Below are 26,397 nucleotides of genomic sequence, written 5' to 3' on the forward strand. Positions count from 1 at the left end.
TCCCCGGCCTGATTAAAACCTACAAAGACCGCCTAGGCCGCAAACACGCGGAACTCGTCGATTGGTTCCGGGCCGGCACCCCCGCCGCCGAGTTGATCCGCCTCCGCTCGGACTTCCTGGACGAAATCCTGATCGATTGCTGGCACCGCTTCCTCGGCCCCCTGGCCGGGCGCCTGGCCCTGGTCGCGGTCGGGGGCTATGGCCGCCGCGAACTGCATCCCCATTCCGACATCGATATCCTGGTCCTGTTGGACACGCCGGAACCGCCCGACCCCATCACCCACCGCGATTACCAGCAACCGCTGACCGGCTTCCTCAATTTCCTATGGGATATCGGGCTGAAACCGGCCCAAAGCGTCCGCACGGTGGAGGAATGCCTGGAAGCCGCCGAGCGCGACCAAACCATCATCACCAACCTGACCGAAGCCCGGCTATTGTTCGGACGGGAAGCGCTGTTCGAAGCGCTGGCCTCGCGGCTCGGTCCCGAGCATATCTGGCCCTCGAAGGAATTCTTCGAAGCCAAGATGGCCGAGCAGGCGGGCCGCTATGCCAAATACCACGACACCGCCTACAACCTCGAACCCAATATCAAGGAAGGTCCGGGTGGGCTCCGCGATATCCAGATCATCGGCTGGATCATCAAGCGCCATTACAACAGCCGCAATTTGCAGGACTTGCTACGCCAAGGCTGGCTGACCGAGGCGGAATACGCCGAACTGGCCCAGGCCCAGGATTTCCTCTGGCAGGTGCGCTTCGCCCTGCACGTCCTCACCAAACGCTGCGAAGACCGGCTGCTGTTCGAGTACCAGAAGGAACTGGCCCGCCAATTCGGCTATATGGACCCCGATATCAACGTGGCGGTGGAGCGCTTCATGCAGCGCTATTTCCGCACCGTGATGGGCCTGGAGCGGCTCAACGAAATGCTGCTGCAATTGTTCAAGGAAGTGGGCCTGCATCGCGACGAGGATTTCATCATCCTGCCGATCAACGAGAATTTCCAGGCGGTCAACAACTATGTCGAGGTGCTGGACCCCGGCGTGTTCCGCAAGCGACCGCTCGCGCTGCTCCAGATTTTCCTGTTGCTGCAACAGAACACCAGCCTGCAAGGCATCCGCGCCTCCACCATCCGCCTGATCCGCCAGCACCTTTATCTGATCGACGAGGATTTCCGCCGCAACCCGGAAGCCTGCCGTTTGTTCATGTCCATCCTGCGGCAGAAGACCGGCATCACCCGCCAATTGCGGCGCATGAACCGCTATGGCGTCCTGGCCGCCTACCTACCGCCCTTCGGGCGGGTGGTCGGGCGGATGCAATACGATTTGTTCCACGTCTACACGGTGGACGAGCACACGCTGTTCGTGATCCGCAACCTGCGCCGGTTCTCCCTGCCGCAATACCGCGCCGACCATCCGCTCTGCACCGAGCTGTTCGAGTTGATCCCCAAACCGGAAATCCTCTACATCGCCGCCCTGATGCACGATATAGCCAAGGGCAGCGGCGAGGACCATTCGACCCTGGGCGCGACCATCGCCCAGGAATTCTGCCTGCGCCACGGCATTTCCGCCCGCGACACCGAACTCATCAAATGGCTGGTCCAACACCACCTGATCATGTCGATGACCGCCCAGCGCAAGGACATCAACGATCCCGAGATCATCCACCAGTTCGCCACCGCCGTGCGCGGCCAAGCCACGCTGGACCATCTCTACCTCCTGACCGTGGCGGATATTAGGGCCACCAACCCGAACCTATGGAATTCCTGGAAGGACGCCCTGCTCAAGGAGCTTTACCTCACCACCCGCTGGGTGTTCCGGCGCGGCCTGACCAAGCCCTTGGAACAAGCCGAGAAAATCGCCCAGGTCAAGGCCGAGAGCCGCGCCCTGCTCCATAAGCTGGGCATCCCCGAGCCCATCGTCGAGCGGGTGTGGAACACCCTGAACGACGAATATTTCCTGCGCTACCTGCCGGAGGAAGCCGCCTGGCACACGGTCGCCATCAGCTTCTGCGGACCCGAAGACCTGCCCTTGGTGCTGCTGCGCCCCGTGAGCCAACGGGGCAGCGCCGAAATCTTCATCTACGCCCAGGACCAGGACTTCATCTTCGCCCACAGCACGGCGGTCCTGGAACAACTCGGCCTCACCATCTTCGACGCCAAGATCATCACGGCGGGCGGCGGACGGGTGATGAACAGCTACCACATCCTGGAACAAACCGGCGAGCCGATCCGCGACCAATTCCGGCAGGTGCAGATTTGCGCCAAGCTGCGGGAATGCCTGGGGCGTCCGGGGGACGCGCCGATCCAGGTCCAGCGCCGCGAATCGCGCCAGATCAAGCACTTCACCGTGGCCACCCAGCTGTATTTCCACGAAGACCCGCAGGACCGCTACACCATCCTGGAACTGGTCGCCACCGACCGGCCCGGCCTGCTGTCCAAGGTGGGCCGGGCCTTCACCCGCTGCGGCATCCGGCTCTACAACGCCAAGATTTCCACCATCGGCAGCCGGGCCGAGGACATCTTCTACATCACCGACGCCGGGGACCGTCCCTTGCGCCAGGAATCCCAGCGCCAAATCCTCAGGGATTGCATCGTGGCCCTGGTCGGCTCCCATTGACAAGCGCGGTGACTAGCGCCAAAGATGCGGACCAGCCCTCCCCGCGCCCGACCGGGGACGGCCTCCAGTCCACCCTACCGGAGGTGTAAACCATGCCCACCGAATTCCTCCCCACCCCCGAACAGTGGTTCCAAGACACCGAGACCGGCCGGACCTTCCGCGTGGTCGCGGTGGACGACGAGAACGAATCCATCGATATCCAACTCGACGGCGGCGATATCGATAGCTTCGATTTCGCGTCCTGGCGCGAATCCACCCTGGTCCCGGTCGAAGCCCCCGAGGACGCGACGGCGGCTTTCGACGATATGGAGATCGACGACTTGGGCTATTCCGACACCGACCGCCACCAGCCCGAAGGCTTGACCTTGGACGATTGGCTGGACGGCCGGGACGACGACTGAGCTTCCGCCGCAATCGCAAGCAAAACAAAAGGGCGTCCATGGACGCCCTGGGTGTCGATAGCCGCGCCCTCCGCGCCTACAGCAAACACCGCGCCGCGTAGTCCGCCGCCCCCAACAGCCCCGTGCTGGGATTGAGCGCCACCCGCACCGGCACCGTCCGCATGAAGCCCGCGAACCGCCCCTTGGCGCAGAAACCTTCCATGAATTCGCCATCGGTCAGCGCGGCCAGGATCTTGGGGGCGATACCGCCGCCGATCAGCACCCCGCCCCGCGCCAAGCACTTCAACACCAGATTGCCCGCCTCGGCCCCGTAGATGCGGGCGAACACGCGCAAGCTGGCCCGCGCCAGGGCGTCGCCCCGCTCCATGGCGCAACGGCTGATTTCGCGGGCCGGGTCGTCGGTGTCGGCCAGCGCCGCCGCCAGTTCCGGCGACTCCGGGGCATGGCCGCTATCGCGCAGATAGGCGTAGATATTGGCGATGCCCGGACCCGACAGGATGCGCTCATAGCTGACATGCCCGCCCAGTTTTTCGCGGAGATAGGCCAAGAGGCCATCTTCCAAAGCATCGTTGGGCGCGAAATCGGTATGGCCGCCCTCGGTCGCCACCGGGTGGTAGTTCATCCCATCCCAGTACAGGATGGCCTCGCCCAGGCCGGTACCGGCGGCCAGCACGGCGCGGTTGCCGGTGGCGGGTTCGGCATCGGGATTGAGGTCGGCCCATTCCTCCGGTCCCAGGCGCAACAGCCCCAGGGCCATGGCCTGCAAATCGTTCAGCAGCTTGACCCGGCCCACGCCGGTGGTGGCCGCCAGTGAGCGTTCGTCGATGGTCCAGGGCAGGTTGGTGGTGTAGCAGCGGCCATCGATCACCGGCCCCGCCACCCCGAAGCACGCGGCCTCCAAGGGCACGCTCTGGTCGCTGAGGAAATCGGCCACGATCTCGTCCAAGGAGGCATAGTCCGCGCTGGGATAGAGCCGCTCGCGGACCCGCTCCAAGCCCTCGGTGCTTTTTTCGTACTGGGCCAGGACCGTCTTGGTCCCGCCCACATCGCCGGCTAACAGCATGATTGCGCTCCCCTCTCGAGAATGGTTATGGAATGGCGGGGTCTCGGACCGCCCCGTCCTGTTAAGATGCCCGCCGCCTGGGCGCGGGAATCAATCCGGGCGGTACTCATGCGCGACCCGTACCCCGCCTTTCTGATCGAACTCCACGACATCGTAGGGCGCTTTCCTATCGCCCATCTCCATGCCGGGACTGCCCACCACCATGCCCGGCACCGCCAGCCCCGCCGTACTGGGCTTGCGCTCGAGCAAATCCCGGATATCGGCGGCGGGCACATGGCCCTCGACCACATAACCGCCGACCAAGGCGGTATGGCAGGAGCGCAGATTATCGGGCACGCCGCGCCCGTCCTTGATCTTATCCACGGCGTCGGTCACCACGTCCTTGATGGCGTAACCCTGGGTTTGCATCTGCGCCACCCATTTGCCGCAGCAACCACAGGTCGGGCTGCGGTAGACGGTCATCTCCACCGGCGGGGCCGGTTCGCCCGCCAGCGCGGCGGAAGCCATCAGGGCCGAAGCCCACAACAATGATCGATAGGGTTTCATAGCCGGTTCCGAGTTAAAAGGTTTCCCCGTTCAGGGTGACGACCACCGAGCGCGGCCCGCCGTGGTCGCGGTGTTCCCCCAGATAGATGCCCTGCCAAGTCCCGAGTTGCAAACCGCCCTCGCCGATGGGGATGGACACCGCCGCGCCCAACAGGCTGGCCTTGATATGGGCGGGCATATCGTCCGGGCCTTCCAGGCGGTGGACATAATGGGAGGCGCCGTCCGGGACCAGCTGGCGCAGATGGGTTTCCAGATCGCGGCGCACGCTGGGGTCGGCGTTTTCGTTGAGGGTGAGGGAGGCCGAGGTGTGCTGGATGAAGAAATGGGCCAGGCCGACCCGGAGCCGCCGGATTTCAGGGGTTTGGGCCAGCAGTTCCTCGGTGACGAGGTGGAATCCACGGGGCCGGGATTTCAGGACGATGGTTTTTTGCAGCCACATAATCGCTTCGACACTGGATGCTTGAGGTTCCACGCGGAAAAGACCACATCGCCGCCCGGAATGCAAGCCCGGCCCCGGCTTCCGCCGGTGGGCGCGGCCTCCGGGCCGCGTCGCGGGCCGTTCCGGCGGTGGCCTAGCTGACGCGCCGCGACGCCAACGGCTACAATAGCCGATCCATTCCGCCCCAAACCAAGCCGTTGCACCATGCGTACCAGTCAATTCCCGCTCAACACCCTCAAAGAAACCCCCGCCGACGCCGAAATCGTCAGCCACCAGCTGATGCTCCGGGCCGGGCTGATCCGCAAACTGGCGGCGGGGCTTTACAACTGGCTGCCCCTGGGGCTGAAAGTACTGCGCAAGGTCGAAACCGTGGTCCGCGAGGAAATGGACCGGGCCGGCGCCCTGGAAGTCCTGATGCCCGCCGTGCAGCCGGCGGAATTGTGGCAGGAATCGGGCCGCTGGCAGAAATTCGGCCCGGAACTGTGCCGCCTCAAGGACCGCCACGAACGGGAGTTCTGCCTGGGTCCGACCCACGAGGAAATCATCACCGACTTGGTGCGCCACGAACTCAAGAGCTATAAGCAGGTTCCGGTCAACTATTACCAAATCCAGACCAAATTCCGCGACGAAGTGCGGCCCCGTTTCGGCGTGATGCGCGCCCGCGAATTCCTGATGAAGGACGCCTATTCCTTCCACCTCGACAAGGAATCGCTGCAAGCCACCTACGACCAGATGCACGCGGCCTATACGCGCATTTTCCAGCGGCTGGGCCTCCAATTCCGTCCGGTGCTGGCCGACACCGGGGCCATCGGCGGCAGCATGTCGCATGAATTCCATGTGCTGGCCGATTCGGGCGAGGACGCCATCGCCTTCTCCGACGCCAGCGATTACGCCGCCAATGTGGAAATGGCCGAAGCCCTGGCCCTGCCGCGGCCCGCCGAGGAGCCGCAAACCCTGGCCCTGGTGGACACGCCCGGCCAGCACAGCATCGAGGAAATCAGCGCCTTCCTGAAGGTCCCGCCCGGCCGTTGCCTCAAGACCCTGCTGGTCAAGGGGGCCGAAGGCGGGGTCGTGGCCTTGCTGCTGCGCGGCGACCACGAATTGAACCCGGTCAAGGCCACCAAACTGGAAGGCGTGGCTTATCCGCTGCAATTCGCCAGCGACGCCGAAGTCCGGGAAGCCGCCGGTTGCGCCCCCGGTTCGCTCGGCCCCATCGGCCTTTCGATCCCTGTGTTCGCGGACCGTAGCGCGGCCAATCTGGTGAACTTCGTCTGCGGCGCGAACCAGGACGGCAAGCATTACACCGGGGCCAACTGGGACCGCGACGCCGCCCTGCCCCCGGTCGCCGATTTGCGCCTCGTGGCCGAGGGCGACCCTAGCCCGGACGGCCAGGGCCATTTGCGGATCGCCCGCGGCATCGAAGTCGGCCATATCTTCCAACTCGGCACCCGCTACAGCGAGGCGCTGCAAGCCACGGTGCTGAACGAGAAAGGGTCCAGCCAAGTCCTCATCATGGGTTGCTACGGCATCGGCGTGTCCCGCGTGGTCGCCGCCGCCATCGAACAAAACCACGACGAGCGCGGCATCCTCTGGCCGGAAGCCCTGGCCCCGTTCCAGATCGCCATCGCGCCCATCAACATGCACACCTCGCCCAAGCTACAAGAAGCCGCCGAGCATCTCTACGGCGTGCTACGCAAGAAGGGCTTCGACGTGCTGCTGGACGACCGCAAGGCCCGGCCCGGCGTCATGTTCGCCGACCTGGAATTGATCGGCGTCCCGCACCGGGTGGTGCTGAGCGACCGCCTGTTGGAAAAGGGCCGCGCCGAGTACAAGGGCCGCCGCGACGCCGAAGCCATCGAAATCGCGCTGGACGAGGTATTGCCGTTCCTGTTGTCCAAACTGGGCCTCTAATCCCTCCGCCCAAAACCCAGGAAGGGTACGCGCCGCGTACCCTTCCGCCCGCGGCCCGGCTCAGACCACGACCAAATCCTCCAAGCGGACCATCATGCCGCCCTGCGGGAAGTTCAGCTTGACCCCGCCCCAGCGGTCCAGTTCGACATTGACGACGCCGTTGCCTTCATAGCGGAAATACGCTTCCTGTCCCCGATAGCGGATCAACCCACCCCAGGTATAAAGGGTCCAGGGAATATCCTTATTGGTAAACCTGGCTATCTTATAATCCCCCAGGTCGAAAAACGCCAAATCCCCCATTCCCCTGATATTCAAGCGATGGGTTCCCCAGCCCGGAAATATCTCATGCGGGCCGATGAGGCGGTTGCCATCGTCCATGAATACCGCGAGGCTATAGTTATTCTTCAAATCAACACTATACATATCGACTCCCATATCTGGCGTTATGAATATACCGCGCGGACGGCGCGGGACACTAGGAGTCCGGCAAGATTGTCCCGGCTCCATATCTCCCGCCTCAGATCCGCCGCGCCCACCATAACACAATTTGGGCGTCCGACTTGCCACGATCCGACAACAACCGCCGCACCGCCGGGAAGGCTTGTCCCACCGAGCCCGAAAAATCCAAGGAGCGCACGGATTCCAAACCCCGGCAGACATACCGGGCATCCCCCCACATAATCCAGGCACCGGCCCTTGCCATTGGAACCCCACCCCGCATCCCCTATACTATGCCCCGCTTATATCCGAGCCCTTGGAAAACCCAGAAATCATCGGCATGAATCCGCACCTGCAAGCCCTACAGCCCTATCCTTTCGAGAAACTGGCGCAACTCAAACACGGCATCGCGCCGCCCGCCGACAAAGCCCATATCGCCTGGTCCATCGGCGAACCGCAACACCCCACCCCGGCCCTGATTACCGAAACCTTGATCGCCCATTTGGGTGGCCTGACGAATTATCCGGCCAGCAAGGGCATTCCCGAATTGCGGCAAGGCATCGCCGCTTGGCTGGCGCGGCGTTTCGCCCTACCCGCGGGCGCGGTCGATCCCGAACGCCATGTGCTGCCCTGCGCGGGCACCCGCGAGGCGCTGTTTTCCTTCGCGCAATGCGTGGTCGATCCGCGTGAACGGCCCTTGGTGCTGATGCCGAACCCGTTCTATCAAATCTACGAAGGCGCGGCGCTGCTGGCCGGGGCCGAGCCGTATTTCCTGAACACCACGCGGGAGAACGGCTATCGGCCCGATTTCGACGCGGTGCCGGAGGCGGTTTGGGCGCGGTGCCAATTGCTCTATCTCTGCTCGCCGGGCAATCCCACCGGCGCGGTGATCGATACCGCCACCCTGCGCACGCTGATCGAGCTATCGAGCCGCTACGGCTTCATCATCGCTTCGGACGAATGCTATTCCGAGCTTTACGCCGATGAATCCGCGCCGCCGCCCGGTTTATTGGGCGCGGCTTACGCCATGGGCAATACCAGTTTCGAGCGCTGCGTGGTGTTCCATAGCCTATCGAAGCGCTCGAACGCGCCCGGCTTGCGTTCCGGTTTCGTGGCGGGGGATGCGGCCATCCTCAAGCAATACCTGCTCTACCGCACCTATCACGGCTGCGCCTTGTCGCTGCCGGTCCAGCACGCCAGCCTCGCGGCCTGGCGCGACGAAACCCATGTGGTGGACAACCGCGATCTCTACCGGCGCAAGTTCGCCGCCGTGTATGACATCCTCAAGACTGTGCTGGATGTTGCGGTGCCGCCCGCCGGGTTCTATCTCTGGCCTAGCACACCGGGCGACGAACAGGCGTTCGCGCAAGGCTTGTTCGCCCAGCAGAACGTGACGGTGTTGCCGGGCAGTTATTTGTCGCGGGAAGCGCACGGGATCAATCCGGGCCGGGGGCATGTGCGCATGGCACTGGTCGCGCCGTTGGAAAATTGCGTGGAAGCGGCGCACCGCATCGCCGAGTTCGTCCGCACTTTAGGATGAGGACACCGCCATGAGCGACCTGCACTTGGATTCCCTGGAAATCAAGAACTTCCGTTGTTTCGAGCATCTGGTGATCGAGAAGCTGGGGCGGGTGAATTTGATTGTGGGGAGGAATAGTGTGGGGAAGACGTGCTTGCTGGAAGCGCTATTAGTTTTGATTACAAAAGCTAATTTTTCAGTAATTCAAAAACTATTAACTGACCGAGGAGAATTAAATTTACATTTCGCCAGAGACAACCCAATATTTTTTAGCGATACCATTCCATATGGGAGTGAATTCGCCAATCCAATCATAGCTCAACAACTGGCAAAAGCCCTGCGTCATATTTTCTTTAACCGCAAACTGCTTACCAATAAATCCGAGTCATACATTCAATCAAAAAGCTCAGGCATAAATTTTAAACTAGAAGCCAATAGCATAAAAGCTCAAGCACAAGGAAAACCCTTGGATTCAATTGATGTTGAATCGCCATCATTGCTTGAAGATATTATCCAGTACGACATAACTTTCAGTTGGTACCGCACCGAACCTGGTTCTAACGTTCATACCCACGAACCTTATATCGGTTTATTTCCAAAGAACCAGCTGGGGACCGTCGTATCGAACAAACTCCGAGAAGCTCACACTCTATTAATTCCGTATGGAGGGCTTTCTATGCAAGAAATGGAAAGCCTGTGGAATCGGATTTCTCTGACTGATGCAGAAAATCAAGTTATCAATGCTGTCAAAAAAGTAAGTATCGCTATTGAACGCATGAGTTTCATAGGAGATAGCGACTTTGATGGCACAGAGCGCTATCCAATGGCAAAAATACAAGAAGAAGCGGAGCCAGTCCCACTTGGTCAATTAGGCGAAGGCGTTAACCGCGCATTAGGAATTGCATTAGCCCTAACCAATACAAGCAATGGCTTTTTACTTATTGATGAATTCGAGATAGGTTTACATCACTCGGTACAAACCGATCTCTGGCGAATGATTTTCGAGACAGCAAAACGGCTAAACATCCAAGTCTTCGCCACCACCCATAGCTGGGACTGCGTGGAAGCCTTCCAAAAAGCCGCCGCCGAAGACCAAAACGAAGAAGCGATGTTGATTCGCCTACAGCGGAAAAGGGATGGCTCGGGCATCGAAGCCGAAAGCTATAACGAGCGATTATTAGGGATGGCGACACGCCAAGGGGTCGAGGTACGCTGATGGCGCGGAAAACCAAACCCAGCTTGCCACAAATCTTATTGGTGGAAGGCAAAAACGACCTTCACGTAATGCTAAGCCTGTGTGCACACCACAACCTGCCCGAAACCTTTGAAATACTCGACAAGGAAGGCGTCGAAAACGTCCTGGAAACCCTGGAAGCCGAAATCGCCGGACAATCCAGACAAAGAATCGGCATCATTGTCGATGCGGATACCGATCTAAAAGCACGTTGGGCCGCAATCTCTTCGATCCTATCGAAATGGGGTTATCTTCCTCCCGAAATTCCTGATCAAAATGGCACGATTTTACTTCACGACCGCAAACCGACCATCGGTGTTTGGCTCATGCCCGATAACCGGCTACCGGGAGAACTCGAAGACTTCATCGCCTTCCTTGTGCCAGAGAGCGATTCCCTATGGAATCATGCCGCCCATGCTTTAGCGCTATTGCCCAATTCCCCCGGAAGATTTCCCGACCAAGACCGCAGCAAAGCCCACATCCACACTTGGCTAGCTTGGCAATACGAGCCAGGAAAACCCTTGGGCCAAGCGATTACCGCCCGTTATCTCGACGCCAATGCGCCCGACGCTCAGCGCCTCATCGCATGGCTGAAAAACCTTTTTATTCAATCACCACAAGCATTATCCACCTGAGTAAGCACAGAGCCATGTCCAACCTAGAAACCACCATCGACCAAGCCTTCGAAAACCGCGCCGAAATCTCCCCCACCTCGGTCAGCGCCGAAATCCGCGAGGCCATCCAAGAATCCCTCAACCTCCTCGATAGCGGCCAGCGCCGCGTCGCCGAGAAGATCGACGGCCAATGGGTCGTCAACCAATGGCTCAAGAAAGCCGTGCTGCTGTCCTTCCGCATCAACGACAACCGCGTGATCGGTGAAGGCGATATGCGCTACTACGACAAGGTCGAGCCCAAATTCGCCCAGTTCGGCGAGGCCGAATTCAAGGCCCAGGGAGCGCGCGCCGTGCCGGGCGCGGTGGTACGCCGGGGTTCCTACATCGGCCCCAACGTGGTGCTGATGCCCTCCTTCGTCAACATCGGCGCGTTCGTCGATGCGGGCACCATGGTCGATACCTGGGCCACGGTCGGTTCCTGCGCCCAGATCGGCAAGAACGTCCACCTCTCGGGCGGCGTCGGCATCGGCGGCGTGCTGGAACCCTTGCAGGCCGGTCCCACCATCATCGAGGACGATTGCTTCATCGGGGCGCGTTCGGAAGTGGTCGAGGGCGTGGTGGTCGAGGCGGGCTCGGTGATTTCCATGGGCGTCTACATCGGCCAAAGCACCAAAATCTACAACCGCATGACCGGCGAGGTTACTTACGGTCGAATCCCCGCAGGCTCTGTGGTAGTGTCCGGCAACCTACCGGCGAAGGATGGCAGCCACAGCCTCTACTGCGCGGTCATCATCAAGCAGGTGGACGAAAAAACACGCGGCAAAGTAGGCATCAACGAATTGCTGCGCGACTAATACCGGCGGCGGGCCGGCCCGCCGCTTCCACAATAATCCATTCACCAAGAAGGGGTAACACCATGAAGAAAAGCTTGTTCCTGGCCGTGGCCATGCTGGTCTCCGGCGGCGCGTTCGCTTCCACCGAGCACTACGTGCTGCGCGATGGCAACCACGTCCATCACCTGAAAGTCACCAAGATCGGCGAGGACGTTTCCGTCACCACCGACATCGACTTCGAGCCGAACAGCGGCGAACAGGGCAGCAAAGCCTGCTCCGCCTCGATCTCCGACGACGCCAAGCAAGTCGGTGCCAACGAACTGGTGGTGAAGAAGCAGATTCCCAGCGAGGCCCATTACTGCACGCTGAGCATCCACCTGAGCGCGGACGGTGCCAAGATCGACCAATCCGAGGAATGCGGCTATTTCGCGGCGGGCATCTGCCACTTCGATAGCGATGGGAAGGAACTGGTGCGGGTCAAGTAAGACCGGCGCGGTACGCCCCAAAGCCCCGCCTCGCGCGGGGCTTTTTTATGCCTTGGAGAACGCGACGCCCGCGCCCACGGCCAGCCCCAAGACTCGGTCGGCCCGGCCCCGGTTGACCGCGATTTCGACCAGGTCCATGGAATTGCGGTACCACAGCGCCGCGCCTTGCGGCACTTCGCAGAAGGTGCCCGCCTGGGGGATGCGTTTCCCATCCACCCACAAATCCAGCCCGTCCAGGTCGGCGCGGTGGCGGAGGCCGGTGATGGCGTTGCCGTAGTGGTCGAAATAGACGATCTCGGGCAAGTCCAGCGGCCACCCGGCCCCATCCGGCCCCGGATACGGCGTATTCTCCCAAGCCCAATCGCCCCGCGCGATGCGGGCGGCGATGGGCGCGAACAGGTCACGGCCATGGAAACTCATCGACAGCCGTTCGGGCCGCCAATCGATGCGCCGCCATTCGCCGTCGCCCGCCTGGAGCGCGACCGTATTGAAAAGGCCATTGTCCGGCCCCACGAACCAGCGCCCGTCCGCCTGCAACACCACCGGCGCACGCTCGCCACCCACGCCCGGATCGACCACGCCCAGGAACACGCTGCCCTCGGGAAAATAGCGGCTCAACGCGGCCAGCAGATAGGCACCGCGGCGCGGGTCGCCGGTGGGCGCGTCGCTCAACAGATTGATGACGGGGACGCCCGGCGCCTCCCGCCGCAACACGGCCTCCATCTGGCCCAGATACGGCCCTTCCGCCCCGAAATCGGTGAACAGCAGGATCATGGGGCGTCGGCTTCGGTATGGTCCTCGATGGCCGGTACCGGCTTGGGCACGAACAAGCGCGAGAACACCAGCCCCAACTCGAACAGCATCCAAATCGGCACCGCCAGCATGGTCTGCGACACCACGTCCGGCGGCGTCAACACCATGCCGATCACGAAGGCCAGCACGATGGCGTAGGGCCGCTTATCGGCGATGCTTTCACGGGTCATGATGCCGGTCGCGACCAGCAAGATGGTGGCGATGGGCACCTCGAACGATATCCCGAAGGCGAAGAACAAGGCCAGCACAAAATCCAGATACTGGGTGATATCGGTCATCATGGTCACGCCCGGCGGCGTGGTCATGATCATGAACTGGAAAATGACCGGGAACACCAGGAAATAGGCGAACGCCATCCCCCCATAGAACAACAGAATGCTGGCGACCAGCAAGGGCAGGGCGAAGCGCTTTTCATGCCGGTATAGCCCCGGCGCGATGAAGGCCCAGGCTTGGTAGAGGATGAACGGCATGCTCGCGAACACCGACACCACCAAGGCCAGCTTGAACGGCGCGAAGAACGGCGAAGCCACCCCGGTGGCGATCATCTGCGACCCGGCGGGCATATGCTCGACCAACGGCCCCGCCACGAAGGCGTAAATCTCGTTGGCCTTGAACGACAGCCCGGAAAACACCAGCAACACCACCGCGATGCAGCGGATCAGCCGGTTGCGGAGTTCGACCAGATGGGAAATGAACGGCTGTTCGAGACCGCCGCCGTCGTCGAAATCAGGCTGGGCCATCGCCGCGCCCTCCATGGTCGGCGTCGGTGGCCGGGGACTTGTCGGGCAACGGCTTGGCAGCCGCCTCCTTGCCCGTGGCGGTCACGCCCTCCACATAGGCGCGGCCTTCCTGTTGCAACTTTTGCTTCTGCTCGCGCAAAGTCTGCTGCAATTCCTGCAACTGCAATTCGTGGTCGATTTCCGATTTCACCGAGGCCACCATGGAGCGGGCCTTCCTGATCCACAGCCCCGCCTCCCGCGCCACCCGTGGCAGGCGCTCCGGCCCGAACACCAACAGCGCCACCACGCCCACCAACACCAATTCCGAAAAACCGATATCGAACATGGCCTTGATTCCGTCAGCCCGCGTCCTTGTCCGCGTCCTTCTTCTCGGCGGCGGCGTGCGCGGCGGGCTTGTCGTCCTCGCCCTCGCTCATGGCGTTGCGGAAGCTCTTGATCGCCGATCCCAGATCGCCGCCGAGGTTCCGCAGCTTCTTGGTGCCGAACAGCAGCAGCACGATGACCAACACGACCAACAGTTCCTGAATACCGATACCCATAGCTCGAATCTCCCGAATGGACATTTTCCAAAAAAACAACGCCCCGCGCGGGCGGGGACGGGCGGGGGCGGTGCCCCTCCGGCCTAAGCTTACCGGAATCTGGTTGCGCCCACAGCCACGGACGTACAGCGCCGGCCATTCCCGATTTGGACCCAAAGCGACCGCACCTAGCGTCATTCCGGCAGGGAGCGCCGGAATCCAGGCCATGGACGCGCGGCTCCCATCGATACAACCGCCCGGATCCAGCCGCGATGGTGCCCGGAATTCGTCCTCCCTGGCCCTTGGATTTCGGCATCCCCGCCGAAGCGACGGTATTTTCCGTCCGCCCCGGACCCGCCGCGGGAAATATCAGTGTCGCTCCAGAGCGGTTGTGATGGACGGCGGATTTCTGGAAAATATCCGATTTGCCATCGCACAGAAGAGTTACCCCATGCAATCGACGATGCTGAAAGCCAAAATACATCGCGCCCGCGTAACCCATTCGGAACTCGAATACGAAGGTTCCTGCGCCATCGATGGCTTGTTGCTGGAAACCTCGGGCATCCGCGAATACGAGCAGATCCAGATTTACAATGTGAACAACGGGGAACGCTTCACCACCTATGCCATCCGGGCGGAAAACGGTTCCGGCATCATTTCGGTCAATGGCGCGGCGGCGCGGTTGGCGGCCCCCGGCGATATTCTGATTATCTGCGCCTACGCGATACTCGCGCAGCACGAATTATCGGATTATCAACCCACCCTGGTCTATGTGGACCCGGATAACCGCATCGCCCGCACCAGCAACGCCATCCCTGTACAAGCCGCCTAGGCCCCGCTTGGAAGCCCGGCGGGAAGCTTCATATTCCCGCCGCCAGGATGGCCGCGGCGACATCGGCGGCTTGGCGGTTCTCCCTGACATCGTGGACCCGGAACATCCCCACCCCCTGCGCCACGCCCCAGGCCGTGGTCGCCACCGTGGCCCCGAGCAACCGGTCCGGCTGGGTTTCCCCGCAAACCGCCCCCATGAAGCGCTTGCGGCTGGTCCCCAACAATACGGTATGGCCGGTCGCCACCAACCGCCCCAATCCCGCCAGTAGTTTCAGATTATCTTCCCGCCGCTTGCCGAAGCCGATACCGGGATCGAGGATAATATTTTCCGGGGGAATCCCCGCGGTCAGCGCCGCCTCGACCCGCGTTTCCAGAAACCCCAGCACCTCCGCCACCACATCGCCATAGCCGGGATTCTCCTGCATGGTTTTGGGCGTGCCCTGCATATGCATCAAGGCGATGGGGACATTCCTATGGGCCGCGAGCGCCAATATCCCAGGATCATCCCGGCCCGCCGAGACATCGTTAATCATATCGGCCCCGGCGTCCAAAGCCGCTTCGGCCACGGCGCTCCAAGTGGTATCGATACTGATGGCAAGCTCCGGGGATAGTTTTTTGCGGATGGCCCGGATAATCGGCACCACCCGTTCGATTTGCACGGCCACCGGCACCGGATCAGCACCGGGCCGGGTGGATTCGCCGCCGATATCGACGATATCCGCGCCCTCGTCCGCCATCCTCGCGGCCTGGGCCAAGGCCCGCCCCACCTCCAGGAATTGCCCGCCATCGGAGAAACTGTCCGGGGTCGCGTTCAATATGCCCATAATCAATGGCCTTCCGGCCCCCGCCTGCCAACGCTTCAAGCTCGCCTCCCAAATAAAATCATCAAAAACAGCCAGTTATATCCACACCACCCGGATCGGACGCCCCATACATCACCTTGGCCGGCTTGGACTAAGCTTTCGGACAACATGCGGTCGCAAACACCAGGAACCGGCGGGCCGATCCCGCCGCTAGCCAACACCCCGAAACCATGGCGCTCCGAATCCTACACAGTTTCGCCCTGCTCTTGTGGCTGGCCTCGTCCACCGCCGGCGCCCAGGAACCGCCCAGCGATATCCGGGTGCTGATCGACACCTCCGGCAGCATGAAACAGAACGATCCCCGCAATTTGCGCATCCCCGCGCTGAAGCTACTGATCGAACTCCTGCCCATGGGCAGCCGGGCCGGTCTCTGGCTGTTCGACGCCACACCCCAGGTGTTGGTGCCCACCGGCACCGTGGATGCGGCCTGGAAAGCCAGGGCGCTGCAATCGGCCAATAAAATCCACTCCCGCGGCCAGTTCACCCATATCGAGGCGGCCCTGGACGCCGCCGCGAAGGACTGGTTCGCCGCGGGCGGGACCGGTCCCAACCGGGGCGTCCTGCTGCTGACCGACGGCATGGTCGATGTCTCCAAGCAAGCCGAGGCCAGCGCCGCCTCGCGCTCGCGCATCGTCGCCGAATTGCTGCCCAAACTCCAGGCGGCGGGCGTCCATGTCGATACCATCGCCCTGTCCGAACAATCCGACCGCGAACTGCTGCGCCAACTCTCGCTCGCCACCGACGGCTGGAACGAAACCGCCGACAGCGCCGACGCCCTGCAACGCAGCTTCGTGCGGATGTTCAGCCAGGTCGCGCCGCAGGACGGCCTGCCCCTGCGCGACAACCGCTTCAAGGTGGACGCCGGCATCCAGGAATTCACCGTGTTGGTCCTCCTGAAGCCGGACGCCCAGCCGACTCGGTTGGTGGCGCCGGGCGGCGCGGAATCGACCCAGGCCCACACCCCGCCGCAAACCCGTTGGGTCCACGAGCCGGGCTACGACCTCATCACCGTCGGCCATCCGGCGGCGGGCGAATGGAAGTTGGTCGCCGACGAAGACCCCGACAACCGCGTGCTGGTGGTGACCGACCTCAAGCTCGAGGTCACGCCGATCCCGAATTTCGTGGCCCCCGCGGAATGGCCCGCCATCGCCGCCGGCTTCAGCGAACACGGCCAAGCCGTGGCGCGGCAGGATTTCCTGGGCTTGCTGAAGGTCGGGGCCACGTTGGCGAACGGCGCGGAACACCAAGATTTCCCGATGCCCCAGGACGCCCAGCATCCGGAGCGCTTCACCCTGGACCTGGAAGCCGCGCCCCCGCCCGGCACCTATACCCTGACCATCACCGCCGACGGCCAGACCTTCCAGCGCGTCGCCAAACAAAATTTCCAGATATTGGAAGACCTGGTCCGGGTCGCCGTCCACCGCGACACCCAGGCCGAACCGCATACCCTGGGCCTGACCGTCACCCCGAATCCCCAGGCCATCCAGCCCGACAGCCTGGTGGTGAAGGCCAAGCTGGCCGGGCAATCCGCCGAACTGGCGGCGGAGCGCGAAGGCACGGCTTGGCGCTACACCCTGCCGTTGGCCGCCCACGGCACCGTGAATTTCTCGGCCCAGGCCAAAACCCTGGACGGCAAGAGCGTGGCCGTGCCGATCAAGCCGCTGGTCCTGGGGGAAACGGCACCAGCGGAACCCGCCCATGGTCACGAACCGATCCCACATACACCGGCCAGCGCCCAGGGCCATGAACCCGCCGCGCACGAACCCGCCGAACCCCGGCACGAACCCGTCCAGCACACACCGGCCAGCGCCCAAGACCACCAACCGCCCGCCGATCCGCACGACCACGAACCCGCCGCGCACGAACCGCCCGCCGATCCGCATGAACACGATTCCGCGCCGGAACACCATGAACCCGTAGCGACGGAACCAGAACCCACCGCCGCCCATGCCGAAAACTGGCCGGTCACCGCGGCGGAAGCCCTGGGCATCAATGTCGCGCTCATCGCCGCCGGCTTCTTCGCCCACCGCCAGTTCAAGCAACGCAAAGCGGCCGCCCTCGCCAAACTGCTGGGCAAACTCTCGCCCTGAGGCCGCGCCCATGGAGGAAACCGCCGTCATGATCGAAATCCCCCAACTGGCCGCCGTCCTGGCCACCGAGGCCATCGTCGCCCTCCTGTGCGCCCTGGTCTTGCTATGGTACCTGGGCGCGAGGAAAACCCGCGCCGAACGGGGCGAAGCCGCCGCCCTGGTGGAGCGCATCAACAGCGAAGACGAAGCCCACGAACAACGGCTCGCCCAGGCCCTTTCGGACGGCGGCGGCCTCGCCCCTTCCCTGCGCGACAGCGTCCTCACCGAAGTCCTGAACAAGGAAAAAGCCCTGTACCGGCAGGCCATACAAGCCTTCCTCAGCCGCGACCCCGCCAAGCTGGCCGAGATCGACCGCCACGTCCGGGGCATTTCCGAACCTTACTGCCGCTTGATCGCGGAGTTGCTGCGCCAAACCCCGCACCCGGAATCCAACGCCGGACTCGAAGCCGAACTGGAACAAGTCCAGGCCGAAAACGCCGAGTTGCAACACCGGCTCGGGACGACCCTACAAGCCTTGGAGGATGTCTCGCAGGAATACGCCCGCATGTTCGGCAACCCCCATACGGCACAGGAGCTTAGCGCCAGCCTGGACCGGGTGCTGGCCGCGTTCGGGCGGATCACCGAGCCGGGCGGAGCCACGACCGGCACGGACGGCCCACCCGAGCCTCCCGCATGAACGCGCTGGCCTGGGTCTTGTTGGGCGAACTGGTGGTGGCGATGGCGGCGCTGGCCTTGGGTTTGGCGCTGGCCGGGCGGCGGCGCTCCCAACGGCGATGGGCGGCGCTGGAAACACTGCTGGACGGCGTGGCCAAGGGCGAGAAACGGCGGCGGCTGGAATTACAGGACGGACTGGAATCCCACCATGGCCTGGACACCGAGACCGCGGAACGGGTCGGCGCGGCCTTGTATGCGGAAGAAAAGGCATTCCTTCGGGAACTGGTCCCCCTGCTGGCGGGCGGCGATCCCGCCCAGCTCACCGCGTTGCGCCCCGCGCTGACCACGCTCATGGACCGCCAACTCGCCGTGCTGGGCGAGGCCCACGCCACCGCGCACCGGCTTGGTGAAAGCCCGGAGCCCCCTTGGGAAGACGATCCGGCCGGGATCGACCCGCCAGTGCTAGAAGACTCCACCGAGGCATTCCCCCAAGCCGCCGCCGACGCGGCTTCCCTGGATACCTGGGACGACACAGCGCCGGAATCCGCCGACCCGACGCCCCCGGCAGGCTGGGACACCCCCGCCGACGACGGCACCGCGACAGCCCTGCCACAGGAAGAAACCGGACCGGCGAGCGGGGAAGATGCGCCTTGGCCCGAAGCCCCGCTCGAATCCGCCGAAGACGCGACAACCTTGGAAACCTGGGACACCCCCGACGCGGCGACGAACACGCCTCAAGCAGAAGCCGGATTCATGTCCGGGGAAAATACGCCCTGGCCGGAAGACCCACCCGCCCCCCTGGAATTCACCGACGACGGCACGGCGGAGACGCCAAAGGAAGAAGCCGAGCCGCCCCCTGGGGAAGACGCGCCCTCCCAAGAGCCCGACACCCCGACCCCGGACGAAACCGCCCTCTTGATGGCCGCTTGGCAAAGCATGATGGCGGACGACTCGCCCACGGCCCCACCGGAACCCAGCACCCGGCCCGATCCCCCCCACAAGTAAGCGCGGATGAATCCGCCCTACGAACCGGGGCCGTATTTGGCGCGGCAGGCTTGTTCCAAGGCTTGCTGGATGGCGGGACGCCGGGCCGGGCCAAGTCCGCCCACCCGTAGACGCCGCAGCCTTCCCGGCCTCGGCTTTATCGGCGGACGGGCATGGAGACCAAGGCGGCGGCGCCCCATCTCCCCGCCGCATCGATAGGCATCGGGCCACATCCTAAGAACGATCCGCTATAACCATTTTTTGTTTTATTCTTTTTTGTTCAATCCGGGCGTTGCTACCATGCTCCGCAATAGCGGATGGGCCGGTCCCATCCATTCCATCAGCGTGCCGCCCGGACCCACACCCATGGCCTTCGACCACCGCCCCCCCCACGCCGACCCCGAACCCGGCGCGAAAAAAATCCTGGAAGCCCTGCGCGGCCTCCGCTTCGGCTCGGTGGAAATCACCGTCCACGAGGGCCGCATCGTCCAGATCGAGCGCAAGGAGAAATTCCGTCTGAACCTCGCCTGCCCCGAAGCCAGCGAACCGGAAGTCCTGGAAGCCCGCCGGTCCTGACCGCCCCGCCCCATACCCGGCCTACCGGACCCCCGGCGGCAACCCTAAGAAACTTGGCGGACCGACCGGAACACCGGAAGCCCCGAGCATTGCGACAAAGGCAAAACCATGAATAACCGATGGACCCAACGCCTGGCGACCGGCGCGGGCGCGGCTTGGTTGGTGGGTTTCGCGCCCACCGCTCCGGCCCTCACCGACGAACAGCGTTTCGAGCGCCTGGAACGCCATATCCTGGAACTGGAAAAACGGCTGGAACATTCCGAGACCGAGAACGCCAAGCTCCGCGCCAAGCTTTCCCCGTCCGCCGCCAGCGCGGAAGCCCCGGCCAGGACCACCGCCGTCGATCCCCAGGTGAAGGCGCTGGACCAAAAGGTCAAGGTGCTGGAACGCAAGCTGGAAGTGGACAAGGAAGCGGCGGACAACGCCAAGAAAACCCAGGCCAAGATCGAGGCCGGCCCGGATACGGGTTTCCGCATCACTTCCGCCGACGGCGAAAACCAGCTCCGGCTGCGCGGTTTCGTGCAGGCCGACGGCGATTTCTTCCTGGACGACAATCCCCACAATGGCGAGGGCGTCGGCCTCAATGCGGCGGGCCAGCCCAATCCCATCCAGGCCGGCACCGGGCTCGGGGTCGATAAATTCACCATCCGCCGCGCCCGCCTGCAATTCGCGGGCACCTTGTTCAAATATGCCGACTTCCTGGTCGCGCCGGATTTCGGGGGCGGGCAGGCGCGTTTGTTCGACGCCACCCTCGACCTGCATTATTTCCGCTTCGCCAGCCTCGCCGTGGGCAAGCAGAAAGCCCCGGTCAGCCTGGAACGCATCCAGGCCGCGCCCCACCTCCTGTTCGTGGAACGCGCCTATCCCACCGAATTGGCCCCGAACCGCGATATCGGCGTGATGCTGCACGGCGAATTCGGCAAGCCCGGCTACGAGCCGAAATACACCTTCGTCAACCAATCGACCGAGTTCCTCAGCTACCAGTTCGGCGTGTTCAACGGCACCGCCGACAACCAGGCCGTGCAGAATTCCGACACCGCCACCTTCGACGACAAAGCCTTCGATGGCCGCATCTTCTCGCATCCGTTCCAGCATTCCGGCGTGGATTCCTTGGAAGGGCTGGGCCTGGGCGTCGCGGGTAGCTACGGCACCCCGACCAACCAGAACAACCTGCCCGCCCTGGTCTCCCCCGGCCAGAACAACATCCTGACCTATGCCACCGGCACCACCCAGGCCGGTTCCAGCACCGCCGTCGCCGTGACCCAGGCCAATACCCCCGCGACCGGCAAGCAAACCATCACCACCACGACCACCACCACGACCACCAGTTTCTCGGCGGCCCTGGCGGATGGCGAACGCTACCGCATCTACCCGCAGGCGTATTGGTACTGGGGACCGTTCGGGTTGTTCGGGGAATACGCCTATTCCTCGCAGGACTTGGCGGTGCAACAGACCGACACCACCACCACCGCCGTCAAGACCGATGTCCGCTCGACCGTGGCCTCCAACACCACCTCCACCACGTCCAAGACCACGACCAGCGCCAGCGCCAGCGGTCCCCGCAACGTGAATCCAACCCGCCAGGACAACCAAGCCTGGCAGATCGCCGCCTCCTACGTGCTGACCGGCGAGGACAACACCTTCCAGGGCGTCAAGCCGCGCCATCCGTTCAACCCCTTCGAGGGCCAATGGGGCGCTTGGCAATTGGCGGCGCGTTGGAGCGAACTCGATATCGACAAGGACACCTTCAAGAATTTCGGCACGGCCTCCAAGCCGGTGTACCTGTTCTCCGACCCCCGCAGCTCGGTGCAGCACGCGACCTCCTGGGCCGTGGGCTTCAACTGGTGGCTGAACCAGAACCTCAAATTCATGGCCGATTACGAGCAGACCCATTTCGAGGGCGGCGCGGTGAACACCGAAAAACAAGTCGTGGACCGCCCCACCGAGAAAGTCTTCTTCACCCGTTTCCAATTCACCTATTAGAAAGCCCCGACCCACAGCACAGGCATCCCCACCATGAAAACCATCGCCCAGGCGCTGAAAGCGCTGTTGTTCGCCTCCACCCTCGCCCTGGCCCAGCAGGCCGCCGCCGGGGAATTGACCCTCCTTAACGTGTCCTACGACCCGACCCGCGAATTCTACGAGGACTACAACGCGGCCTTCGCCAAGTATTGGAAAGGCAAGCAGCACGAGGACGTGTCCGTCAACCAATCCCACGGCGGCTCCGGCAAGCAGGCCCGCGCCGTGATCGACGGCCTGGACGCCGACGTGGTCACCCTGGCCCTGGCCTACGACGTGGACCAGCTCTACCAGAAAGGCAAGCTGATCCCGGAAAACTGGCAATCGCGCCTGCCCAATAACAGCGCCCCCTACACCTCGACCATGGTGTTCCTGGTGCGGGCGGGCAATCCCCTGGGGATCAAGGATTGGCCCGACCTCGCCAAACCCGGCGTGGCCGTGGTCACGCCCAACCCCAAGACCTCGGGCGGCGCCCGCTGGAACTACCTGGCGGCCTGGGGCTATGGCATGAAGAAACTGGGCGGCGAAGCGGCGGCCAAGGATTTGATCACCAAGATCTACAAGAACACCGCCGTCCTCGACAGCGGTGCCCGTGGCGCGACCGTGACCTTCGCCGAGCGCGAAATCGGCGATGTGCTGATCACCTGGGAGAACGAGGCGTTCCTGGCGCTCAAGGAATATGGCAAGGACAAATACCAGATCGTCACGCCCTCGCTCAGCATCCTGGCCGAGCCGCCCGTGACCGTGGTGGACAAGGTGGCGGCGAAGAAGGGCACGGCGGAAGTCGCCAAAGCCTATCTGGAATACCTCTATAGCAAGGAGGGCCAGGAACTCGCCGCCAAGCATTTCTACCGCCCGCGCGATCCGGCCATCCTCGCCCAGCACGCCAGCGTGTTCCCCAAGGTCGAGCTGTTCACCATCGCCGAGGTGTTCGGCGACTGGAATAAGGCCCAGGCCACCCATTTCGCCGATGGCGGGGTGTTCGACCAAATCTACGGACATTGAGGAATGGACGTGGCGGCCTCGCTCATCGTGCCCGGCCTCGGCGGTAGCGGCCCCGAGCATTGGCAGACTTGGTGGCAAACCCAAGTCCCGGACGCCGTGCGCGTCGAGCAGGCCGATTGGCACACCCCGGACCTGGAGCGCTGGGCGCGGCGGGTCGGCGCGGCCTTGGAGCAAACCGGGGAACCGGCGTGGTTGGTGGCGCATAGCTTCGGCTGCCTGGCCGCGGTCCACGCCGCGCTGGCCCGGCCCGGACGGGTGGCGGGCGCTTTCTTGGTCGCGCCCGCCGATCCGGCGCGGTTCGGCCTGGACACCGTCCTGCCCGCGACGGCCCTGCCCTTCCCCGCCCTGTTGATCGCCAGCGAGGACGACCCCTGGATGAGCCTCCCCCGCGCCCACGAGTGGGCCGGGCGTTGGGGCTGTGCCTGCTTCAGCCTGGGCCGGGCCGGGCATATCAATGTCGAAGCGGGCTACGGTCCCTGGCCCGCGGGACTCGGGTTGTTTGCTTCCTTGCAAGCAGCGGATACGCACCAGCATCGCCCGGCGCAACACCGGATCGCCCAAATCTGAGCCGGGCCGGTGCGGCGCGGCGGGTGGGATGCCGCCCGACCAGCCCGGTTTTCAAGCCTTGCCGACCTGCGCCAAACCCGGCCATCGATTCGCACGGAACTTGCATATTGTAAATTTCCGCACCCGCGCGGCGGCGGCCACCGCCCACCGCGAGGACACCTACCCGTAACCGGCCCGACATCAAGCCGTCAGCCGACAACTGTTAGGGTATCCGCCGGGCCCAAAGGATCGGCACCCCTACCCCACCTTTTATCCCCGGCCTGGATCGACCCTTGTTCACTTGGAACTTCGGAGGATATTCCCATGCTCGCCACGATTCTTAGCGAACTGAACCATCGCTCGGAAGCCATCCTGGTTTCCAGCGTACTGTCGAACGACGGACTGGCGCTGGCCAGCGTCGCCTCGGGCGCGTCTTCCCCCGCCATCGACGAGGACAACCTGGGCGCGATGAGTTCGGCCCTCATGGCCCTGGGCCACAAAACCGCGGTGGAACTGGTGGGCGACCGGCTCGGCCAAGTCCTGGTCGCGGGCAAGGCCGGTTCCGTGCTGATGACCCAGGCCGGTCCCGAAGCCATCCTGACCGTGGTCTGCAAGCCGGAAGCCGAGTCGGGCACCATCCTCGGCCATATGCAGCGGGCGGCCAACGATATCGAAGCCCTGGTCTCGGCCGGCGGCACCTGATCCCCGCCCCAACCGGCGCATGCCCCAGCGCCATCCCGGCCCCGCGACGCCGGTGACACCAGACATCCCTGTTAGGCCCGCGGCGCGGGCCATTTTATTGGCCGTCCCTCCGCTATAACCGGCATTGTTATAACCAAAAAGCATCAAGGTATCGCCACTTATTCTTTCATCGCATAAAAACCGCCTGCTACAGTTCGCCGCATCTACCGCCACCGTCCCCGATACCACCATGCTGAAGCAACGCGGCGTCCTGCCCGGTTTTTCCATCACCCTGGGATTCACGGTGCTATACCTGAGCCTCATCGTGCTGATCCCCCTGTCCGCCACCTTCCTCAAGGCCGGAACGCTGGGCTGGTCCGGCTTCTGGTCGGTCATCACCGAACCCAGGGTCTTGGCTTCCTATAAGCTGACCTTCGGCGCTTCCCTGGCCGGGGCGCTCATCAACGCCGTGTTCGGGCTGTTGGTGGCCTGGGTGCTGGTGCGCTACGACTTCTACGGCAAGAAGCTCATCGACGCCCTGGTGGACCTGCCCTTCGCCCTGCCCACCGCCGTGGCCGGTATTTCGCTGGCGACGCTGTATTCCAACAAGGGCTGGATCGGGAGCCTGACCCAACCCCTGGGCCTCAAGATCGCCTACACCCCGCTGGGCGTGGTCCTCGCCCTGACCTTCATCGGCCTGCCCTTCGTGGTGCGCACGGTGCAGCCGATCCTGGAGGATTTCGAGGCCGAACTGGAAGAAGCCGCCGCCAGCCTGGGCGCGAGCCGCTGGCAGACCTTCCGGCTGGTGATCTTCCCGGCCCTGCTGCCGGCCCTGCTGACCGGCTTCGCCCTGGCCTTCGCCCGGGCGGTGGGCGAATACGGCTCGGTCATCTTCATCGCGGGCAATATCCCCATGGTGTCGGAAATCACCCCCCTGCTCATCATCACCAAGCTGGAGCAATACGACTACGCCGGGGCCACCGCGCTGGCCGTGTCCATGCTGGTGGTTTCCTTCACGCTGCTGCTCGGCATCAACGCCTTGCAGCGCTGGAGCCAACTGCGCCGCACCTGATCCGCCCGTTTCCCGAGGATTCCCCCATGTCCGCGCTCGCCCTGCCCGCTTCCGCCAACCCCGCCGCCCACCGCACCCGGGGCGAACCCGCCTGGGTCCGCTGGCTCCTGACCGCGACCGCCTTGCTGTTCCTGGTCGGCTTTTTGTTCATGCCGCTGGCCGTGGTGTTCAGCCAAGCCCTGGCCAAGGGTTGGTCCACCTATTGGCACGCGCTCGGCGACCGCAACGCCCTCGCCGCCGTCCGCCTGACCCTGATCGCCGCCTTCATCTCCGTGCCCTTGAACCTGGTGTTCGGCATCGCCGCCGCCTGGTGCGTCGCCAAATTCGAGTTCACCGGCAAAAGCCTCCTCATCACCCTGATCGACCTGCCGTTCTCGGTGTCGCCGGTGGTGTCGGGTTTGATCTATGTGCTGTTGTTCGGCTTGCAGGGTTGGATGGGGCCGTGGTTGCAGGACCACGATATCAAGCTGATCTTCGCCGTGCCCGGCATCGTGTTGGCGACGATCTTCGTGACCTTCCCCTTCGTGGCCCGCGAGTTGATCCCCTTGATGCAATCCCAGGGCAGCGAGGAGGAGGAAGCCGCCATCGTGCTGGGCGCTTCCGGCTGGCAGACCTTCTGGCATGTCACCCTGCCCAATATCAAATGGGGCTTGCTGTATGGCGTGATCCTCTGCAACGCCCGCGCGATGGGCGAATTCGGCGCGGTGTCGGTGGTGTCGGGCCATATCCGCGGCTTGACCAACACCATCCCGCTGCACGTCGAAATCCTCTACAACGAATACAACACCGCCGCCGCCTTCGCCGTGGCCTCGCTGCTGGCGCTGCTGGCCTTGGTGACGCTGGCCGCGAAGACCTTCCTGGAATGGCATCTGCGCCACGAAATCCACCGCACCTGAACCACTCCATCCCC

The 26,397-nt window shown here is 63.5% G+C and carries 28 protein-coding genes; 19 read left to right on the forward strand and 9 right to left on the reverse strand.

Features of this window, described 5'->3' with window-relative positions; translation table 11 throughout:
• Positions 1 to 8 precede the first annotated feature (8 nt).
• Both glnD and K5658_RS19330 read left to right on the forward strand, forming a co-directional pair.
• On the forward strand, positions 9 to 2,612 hold the full coding sequence (glnD, locus tag K5658_RS19325; RefSeq protein WP_221067043.1) for a [protein-PII] uridylyltransferase: 2,604 nt from the start codon (positions 9 to 11) through the stop codon (positions 2,610 to 2,612).
• A 92-nt stretch (positions 2,613 to 2,704) separates the two neighbouring features.
• Complete coding sequence (locus K5658_RS19330; RefSeq protein ID WP_221064700.1) at positions 2,705 to 3,013, forward strand: DUF6763 family protein; 309 nt, start codon at positions 2,705 to 2,707, stop codon at positions 3,011 to 3,013.
• Between the two features lie 76 nt (positions 3,014 to 3,089).
• Here K5658_RS19330 and glk read toward each other — a convergent pair whose 3' ends face one another.
• The 3 genes from glk to K5658_RS19345 all read right to left on the reverse strand — a co-directional run bounded on the left by glk (position 3,090) and on the right by K5658_RS19345 (position 5,061).
• Complete coding sequence (gene glk / locus K5658_RS19335; protein WP_221064701.1) at positions 3,090 to 4,076, reverse strand: glucokinase; 987 nt, start codon at positions 4,074 to 4,076, stop codon at positions 3,090 to 3,092.
• A 90-nt stretch (positions 4,077 to 4,166) separates the two neighbouring features.
• Positions 4,167 to 4,622 carry a DUF411 domain-containing protein gene (locus K5658_RS19340; RefSeq protein ID WP_221064702.1) on the reverse strand — a complete coding sequence of 152 codons (456 nt, stop codon included), beginning with the start codon at positions 4,620 to 4,622 and terminating at the stop codon, positions 4,167 to 4,169.
• A 13-nt stretch (positions 4,623 to 4,635) separates the two neighbouring features.
• Entirely contained in the window at positions 4,636 to 5,061 is a 426-nt protein-coding gene (locus K5658_RS19345; protein WP_221064703.1) for a secondary thiamine-phosphate synthase enzyme YjbQ, read from the reverse strand.
• A gap of 204 nt (positions 5,062 to 5,265) precedes the next feature.
• On the opposite strand from K5658_RS19345, the gene K5658_RS19350 reads away from it, so the two are divergent.
• Positions 5,266 to 6,972 carry a proline--tRNA ligase gene (locus K5658_RS19350; RefSeq protein WP_221064704.1) on the forward strand — a complete coding sequence of 569 codons (1,707 nt, stop codon included), beginning with the start codon at positions 5,266 to 5,268 and terminating at the stop codon, positions 6,970 to 6,972.
• Positions 6,973 to 7,032: 60 nt separating this feature from the next.
• On the opposite strand, the gene K5658_RS19355 is transcribed toward K5658_RS19350, so the two are convergent.
• Positions 7,033 to 7,395 (reverse strand): hypothetical protein, encoded by a 363-nt coding sequence (locus K5658_RS19355; protein WP_221064705.1) that lies wholly within the window; start codon positions 7,393 to 7,395, stop codon positions 7,033 to 7,035.
• Positions 7,396 to 7,750: 355 nt separating this feature from the next.
• On the opposite strand from K5658_RS19355, the gene dapC reads away from it, so the two are divergent.
• The 5 genes from dapC to K5658_RS19380 all read left to right on the forward strand — a co-directional run bounded on the left by dapC (position 7,751) and on the right by K5658_RS19380 (position 12,095).
• Positions 7,751 to 8,950 carry a succinyldiaminopimelate transaminase gene (gene dapC / locus K5658_RS19360; RefSeq protein ID WP_221064706.1) on the forward strand — a complete coding sequence of 400 codons (1,200 nt, stop codon included), beginning with the start codon at positions 7,751 to 7,753 and terminating at the stop codon, positions 8,948 to 8,950.
• A gap of 10 nt (positions 8,951 to 8,960) precedes the next feature.
• Positions 8,961 to 10,145: an AAA family ATPase gene (locus K5658_RS19365; RefSeq protein ID WP_221064707.1), complete on the forward strand. Its 1,185-nt coding sequence runs from the start codon at positions 8,961 to 8,963 to the stop codon at positions 10,143 to 10,145.
• The gene (locus K5658_RS19370) at positions 10,145 to 10,798 is read left to right on the forward strand and encodes a DUF3226 domain-containing protein (RefSeq protein ID WP_221064708.1); all 654 of its coding nucleotides are present in this window, start codon (positions 10,145 to 10,147) and stop codon (positions 10,796 to 10,798) included. Before K5658_RS19365 ends, K5658_RS19370 begins: the two co-directional genes overlap by 1 nt.
• A gap of 14 nt (positions 10,799 to 10,812) precedes the next feature.
• On the forward strand, positions 10,813 to 11,631 hold the full coding sequence (dapD, locus tag K5658_RS19375) for a 2,3,4,5-tetrahydropyridine-2,6-dicarboxylate N-succinyltransferase (RefSeq protein WP_221064709.1): 819 nt from the start codon (positions 10,813 to 10,815) through the stop codon (positions 11,629 to 11,631).
• Between the two features lie 62 nt (positions 11,632 to 11,693).
• Positions 11,694 to 12,095, forward strand: coding sequence for a hypothetical protein (locus K5658_RS19380; RefSeq protein ID WP_221064710.1), 402 nt, complete (start codon positions 11,694 to 11,696; stop codon positions 12,093 to 12,095).
• Positions 12,096 to 12,140: 45 nt separating this feature from the next.
• On the opposite strand, the gene K5658_RS19385 is transcribed toward K5658_RS19380, so the two are convergent.
• From K5658_RS19385 to tatA, 4 genes are read right to left on the reverse strand one after another with little or no spacing between them, the layout of a single operon-like run.
• Positions 12,141 to 12,869, reverse strand: coding sequence for an SAM hydrolase/SAM-dependent halogenase family protein (locus K5658_RS19385; protein WP_221064711.1), 729 nt, complete (start codon positions 12,867 to 12,869; stop codon positions 12,141 to 12,143).
• Complete coding sequence (gene tatC / locus K5658_RS19390; RefSeq protein ID WP_221064712.1) at positions 12,866 to 13,648, reverse strand: twin-arginine translocase subunit TatC; 783 nt, start codon at positions 13,646 to 13,648, stop codon at positions 12,866 to 12,868. Before tatC ends, K5658_RS19385 begins: the two co-directional genes overlap by 4 nt.
• Positions 13,635 to 13,973 (reverse strand): Sec-independent protein translocase protein TatB, encoded by a 339-nt coding sequence (tatB, locus tag K5658_RS19395; RefSeq protein WP_221064713.1) that lies wholly within the window; start codon positions 13,971 to 13,973, stop codon positions 13,635 to 13,637. The genes tatC and tatB overlap by 14 nt, the downstream gene beginning before the upstream one ends.
• Positions 13,974 to 13,986: 13 nt before the next feature.
• Positions 13,987 to 14,187, reverse strand: coding sequence for a twin-arginine translocase TatA/TatE family subunit (gene tatA, locus K5658_RS19400; RefSeq protein ID WP_085215767.1), 201 nt, complete (start codon positions 14,185 to 14,187; stop codon positions 13,987 to 13,989).
• A gap of 430 nt (positions 14,188 to 14,617) precedes the next feature.
• On the opposite strand from tatA, the gene panD reads away from it, so the two are divergent.
• Positions 14,618 to 14,998 carry an aspartate 1-decarboxylase gene (panD, locus tag K5658_RS19405; protein ID WP_221064714.1) on the forward strand — a complete coding sequence of 127 codons (381 nt, stop codon included), beginning with the start codon at positions 14,618 to 14,620 and terminating at the stop codon, positions 14,996 to 14,998.
• A gap of 28 nt (positions 14,999 to 15,026) precedes the next feature.
• Here the strand turns inward: panD and folP are convergent, their stop codons facing one another.
• The gene (gene folP / locus K5658_RS19410; protein ID WP_221064715.1) at positions 15,027 to 15,821 is read right to left on the reverse strand and encodes a dihydropteroate synthase; all 795 of its coding nucleotides are present in this window, start codon (positions 15,819 to 15,821) and stop codon (positions 15,027 to 15,029) included.
• Positions 15,822 to 16,030: 209 nt separating this feature from the next.
• Between folP and K5658_RS19415 the strand changes: the two genes are divergently transcribed.
• From K5658_RS19415 to cysW, 10 genes are all read left to right on the forward strand, one after another.
• Complete coding sequence (locus K5658_RS19415; protein ID WP_221064716.1) at positions 16,031 to 17,950, forward strand: VWA domain-containing protein; 1,920 nt, start codon at positions 16,031 to 16,033, stop codon at positions 17,948 to 17,950.
• A gap of 28 nt (positions 17,951 to 17,978) precedes the next feature.
• Positions 17,979 to 18,626, forward strand: coding sequence for a hypothetical protein (locus tag K5658_RS19420; protein WP_221064717.1), 648 nt, complete (start codon positions 17,979 to 17,981; stop codon positions 18,624 to 18,626).
• Positions 18,623 to 19,609: a hypothetical protein gene (locus tag K5658_RS19425; RefSeq protein ID WP_221064718.1), complete on the forward strand. Its 987-nt coding sequence runs from the start codon at positions 18,623 to 18,625 to the stop codon at positions 19,607 to 19,609. Before K5658_RS19420 ends, K5658_RS19425 begins: the two co-directional genes overlap by 4 nt.
• Positions 19,610 to 19,888: 279 nt before the next feature.
• Positions 19,889 to 20,164 (forward strand): YezD family protein, encoded by a 276-nt coding sequence (locus K5658_RS19430; RefSeq protein ID WP_425515884.1) that lies wholly within the window; start codon positions 19,889 to 19,891, stop codon positions 20,162 to 20,164.
• 108 nt (positions 20,165 to 20,272) lie between these two features.
• Positions 20,273 to 22,147: an OprO/OprP family phosphate-selective porin gene (locus tag K5658_RS19435; protein WP_221064719.1), complete on the forward strand. Its 1,875-nt coding sequence runs from the start codon at positions 20,273 to 20,275 to the stop codon at positions 22,145 to 22,147.
• A 33-nt stretch (positions 22,148 to 22,180) separates the two neighbouring features.
• Positions 22,181 to 23,188, forward strand: coding sequence for a sulfate ABC transporter substrate-binding protein (locus K5658_RS19440; protein ID WP_221064720.1), 1,008 nt, complete (start codon positions 22,181 to 22,183; stop codon positions 23,186 to 23,188).
• Between the two features lie 9 nt (positions 23,189 to 23,197).
• Positions 23,198 to 23,755, forward strand: a complete 558-nt coding sequence (locus K5658_RS19445) for an RBBP9/YdeN family alpha/beta hydrolase (protein ID WP_221064721.1) — start codon at positions 23,198 to 23,200, stop codon at positions 23,753 to 23,755.
• A 303-nt stretch (positions 23,756 to 24,058) separates the two neighbouring features.
• Entirely contained in the window at positions 24,059 to 24,436 is a 378-nt protein-coding gene (locus K5658_RS19450; RefSeq protein ID WP_221064722.1) for a roadblock/LC7 domain-containing protein, read from the forward strand.
• Positions 24,437 to 24,668: 232 nt separating this feature from the next.
• Positions 24,669 to 25,487, forward strand: a complete 819-nt coding sequence (gene cysT, locus K5658_RS19455; protein WP_221067045.1) for a sulfate ABC transporter permease subunit CysT — start codon at positions 24,669 to 24,671, stop codon at positions 25,485 to 25,487.
• Positions 25,488 to 25,513: 26 nt separating this feature from the next.
• On the forward strand, positions 25,514 to 26,383 hold the full coding sequence (gene cysW / locus K5658_RS19460) for a sulfate ABC transporter permease subunit CysW (RefSeq protein ID WP_221064723.1): 870 nt from the start codon (positions 25,514 to 25,516) through the stop codon (positions 26,381 to 26,383).
• Positions 26,384 to 26,397: the final 14 nt, after the last annotated feature.

The organism is Methylomagnum ishizawai (genome assembly GCF_019670005.1).
GTDB classification, from domain to species: domain Bacteria; phylum Pseudomonadota; class Gammaproteobacteria; order Methylococcales; family Methylococcaceae; genus Methylomagnum; species Methylomagnum ishizawai.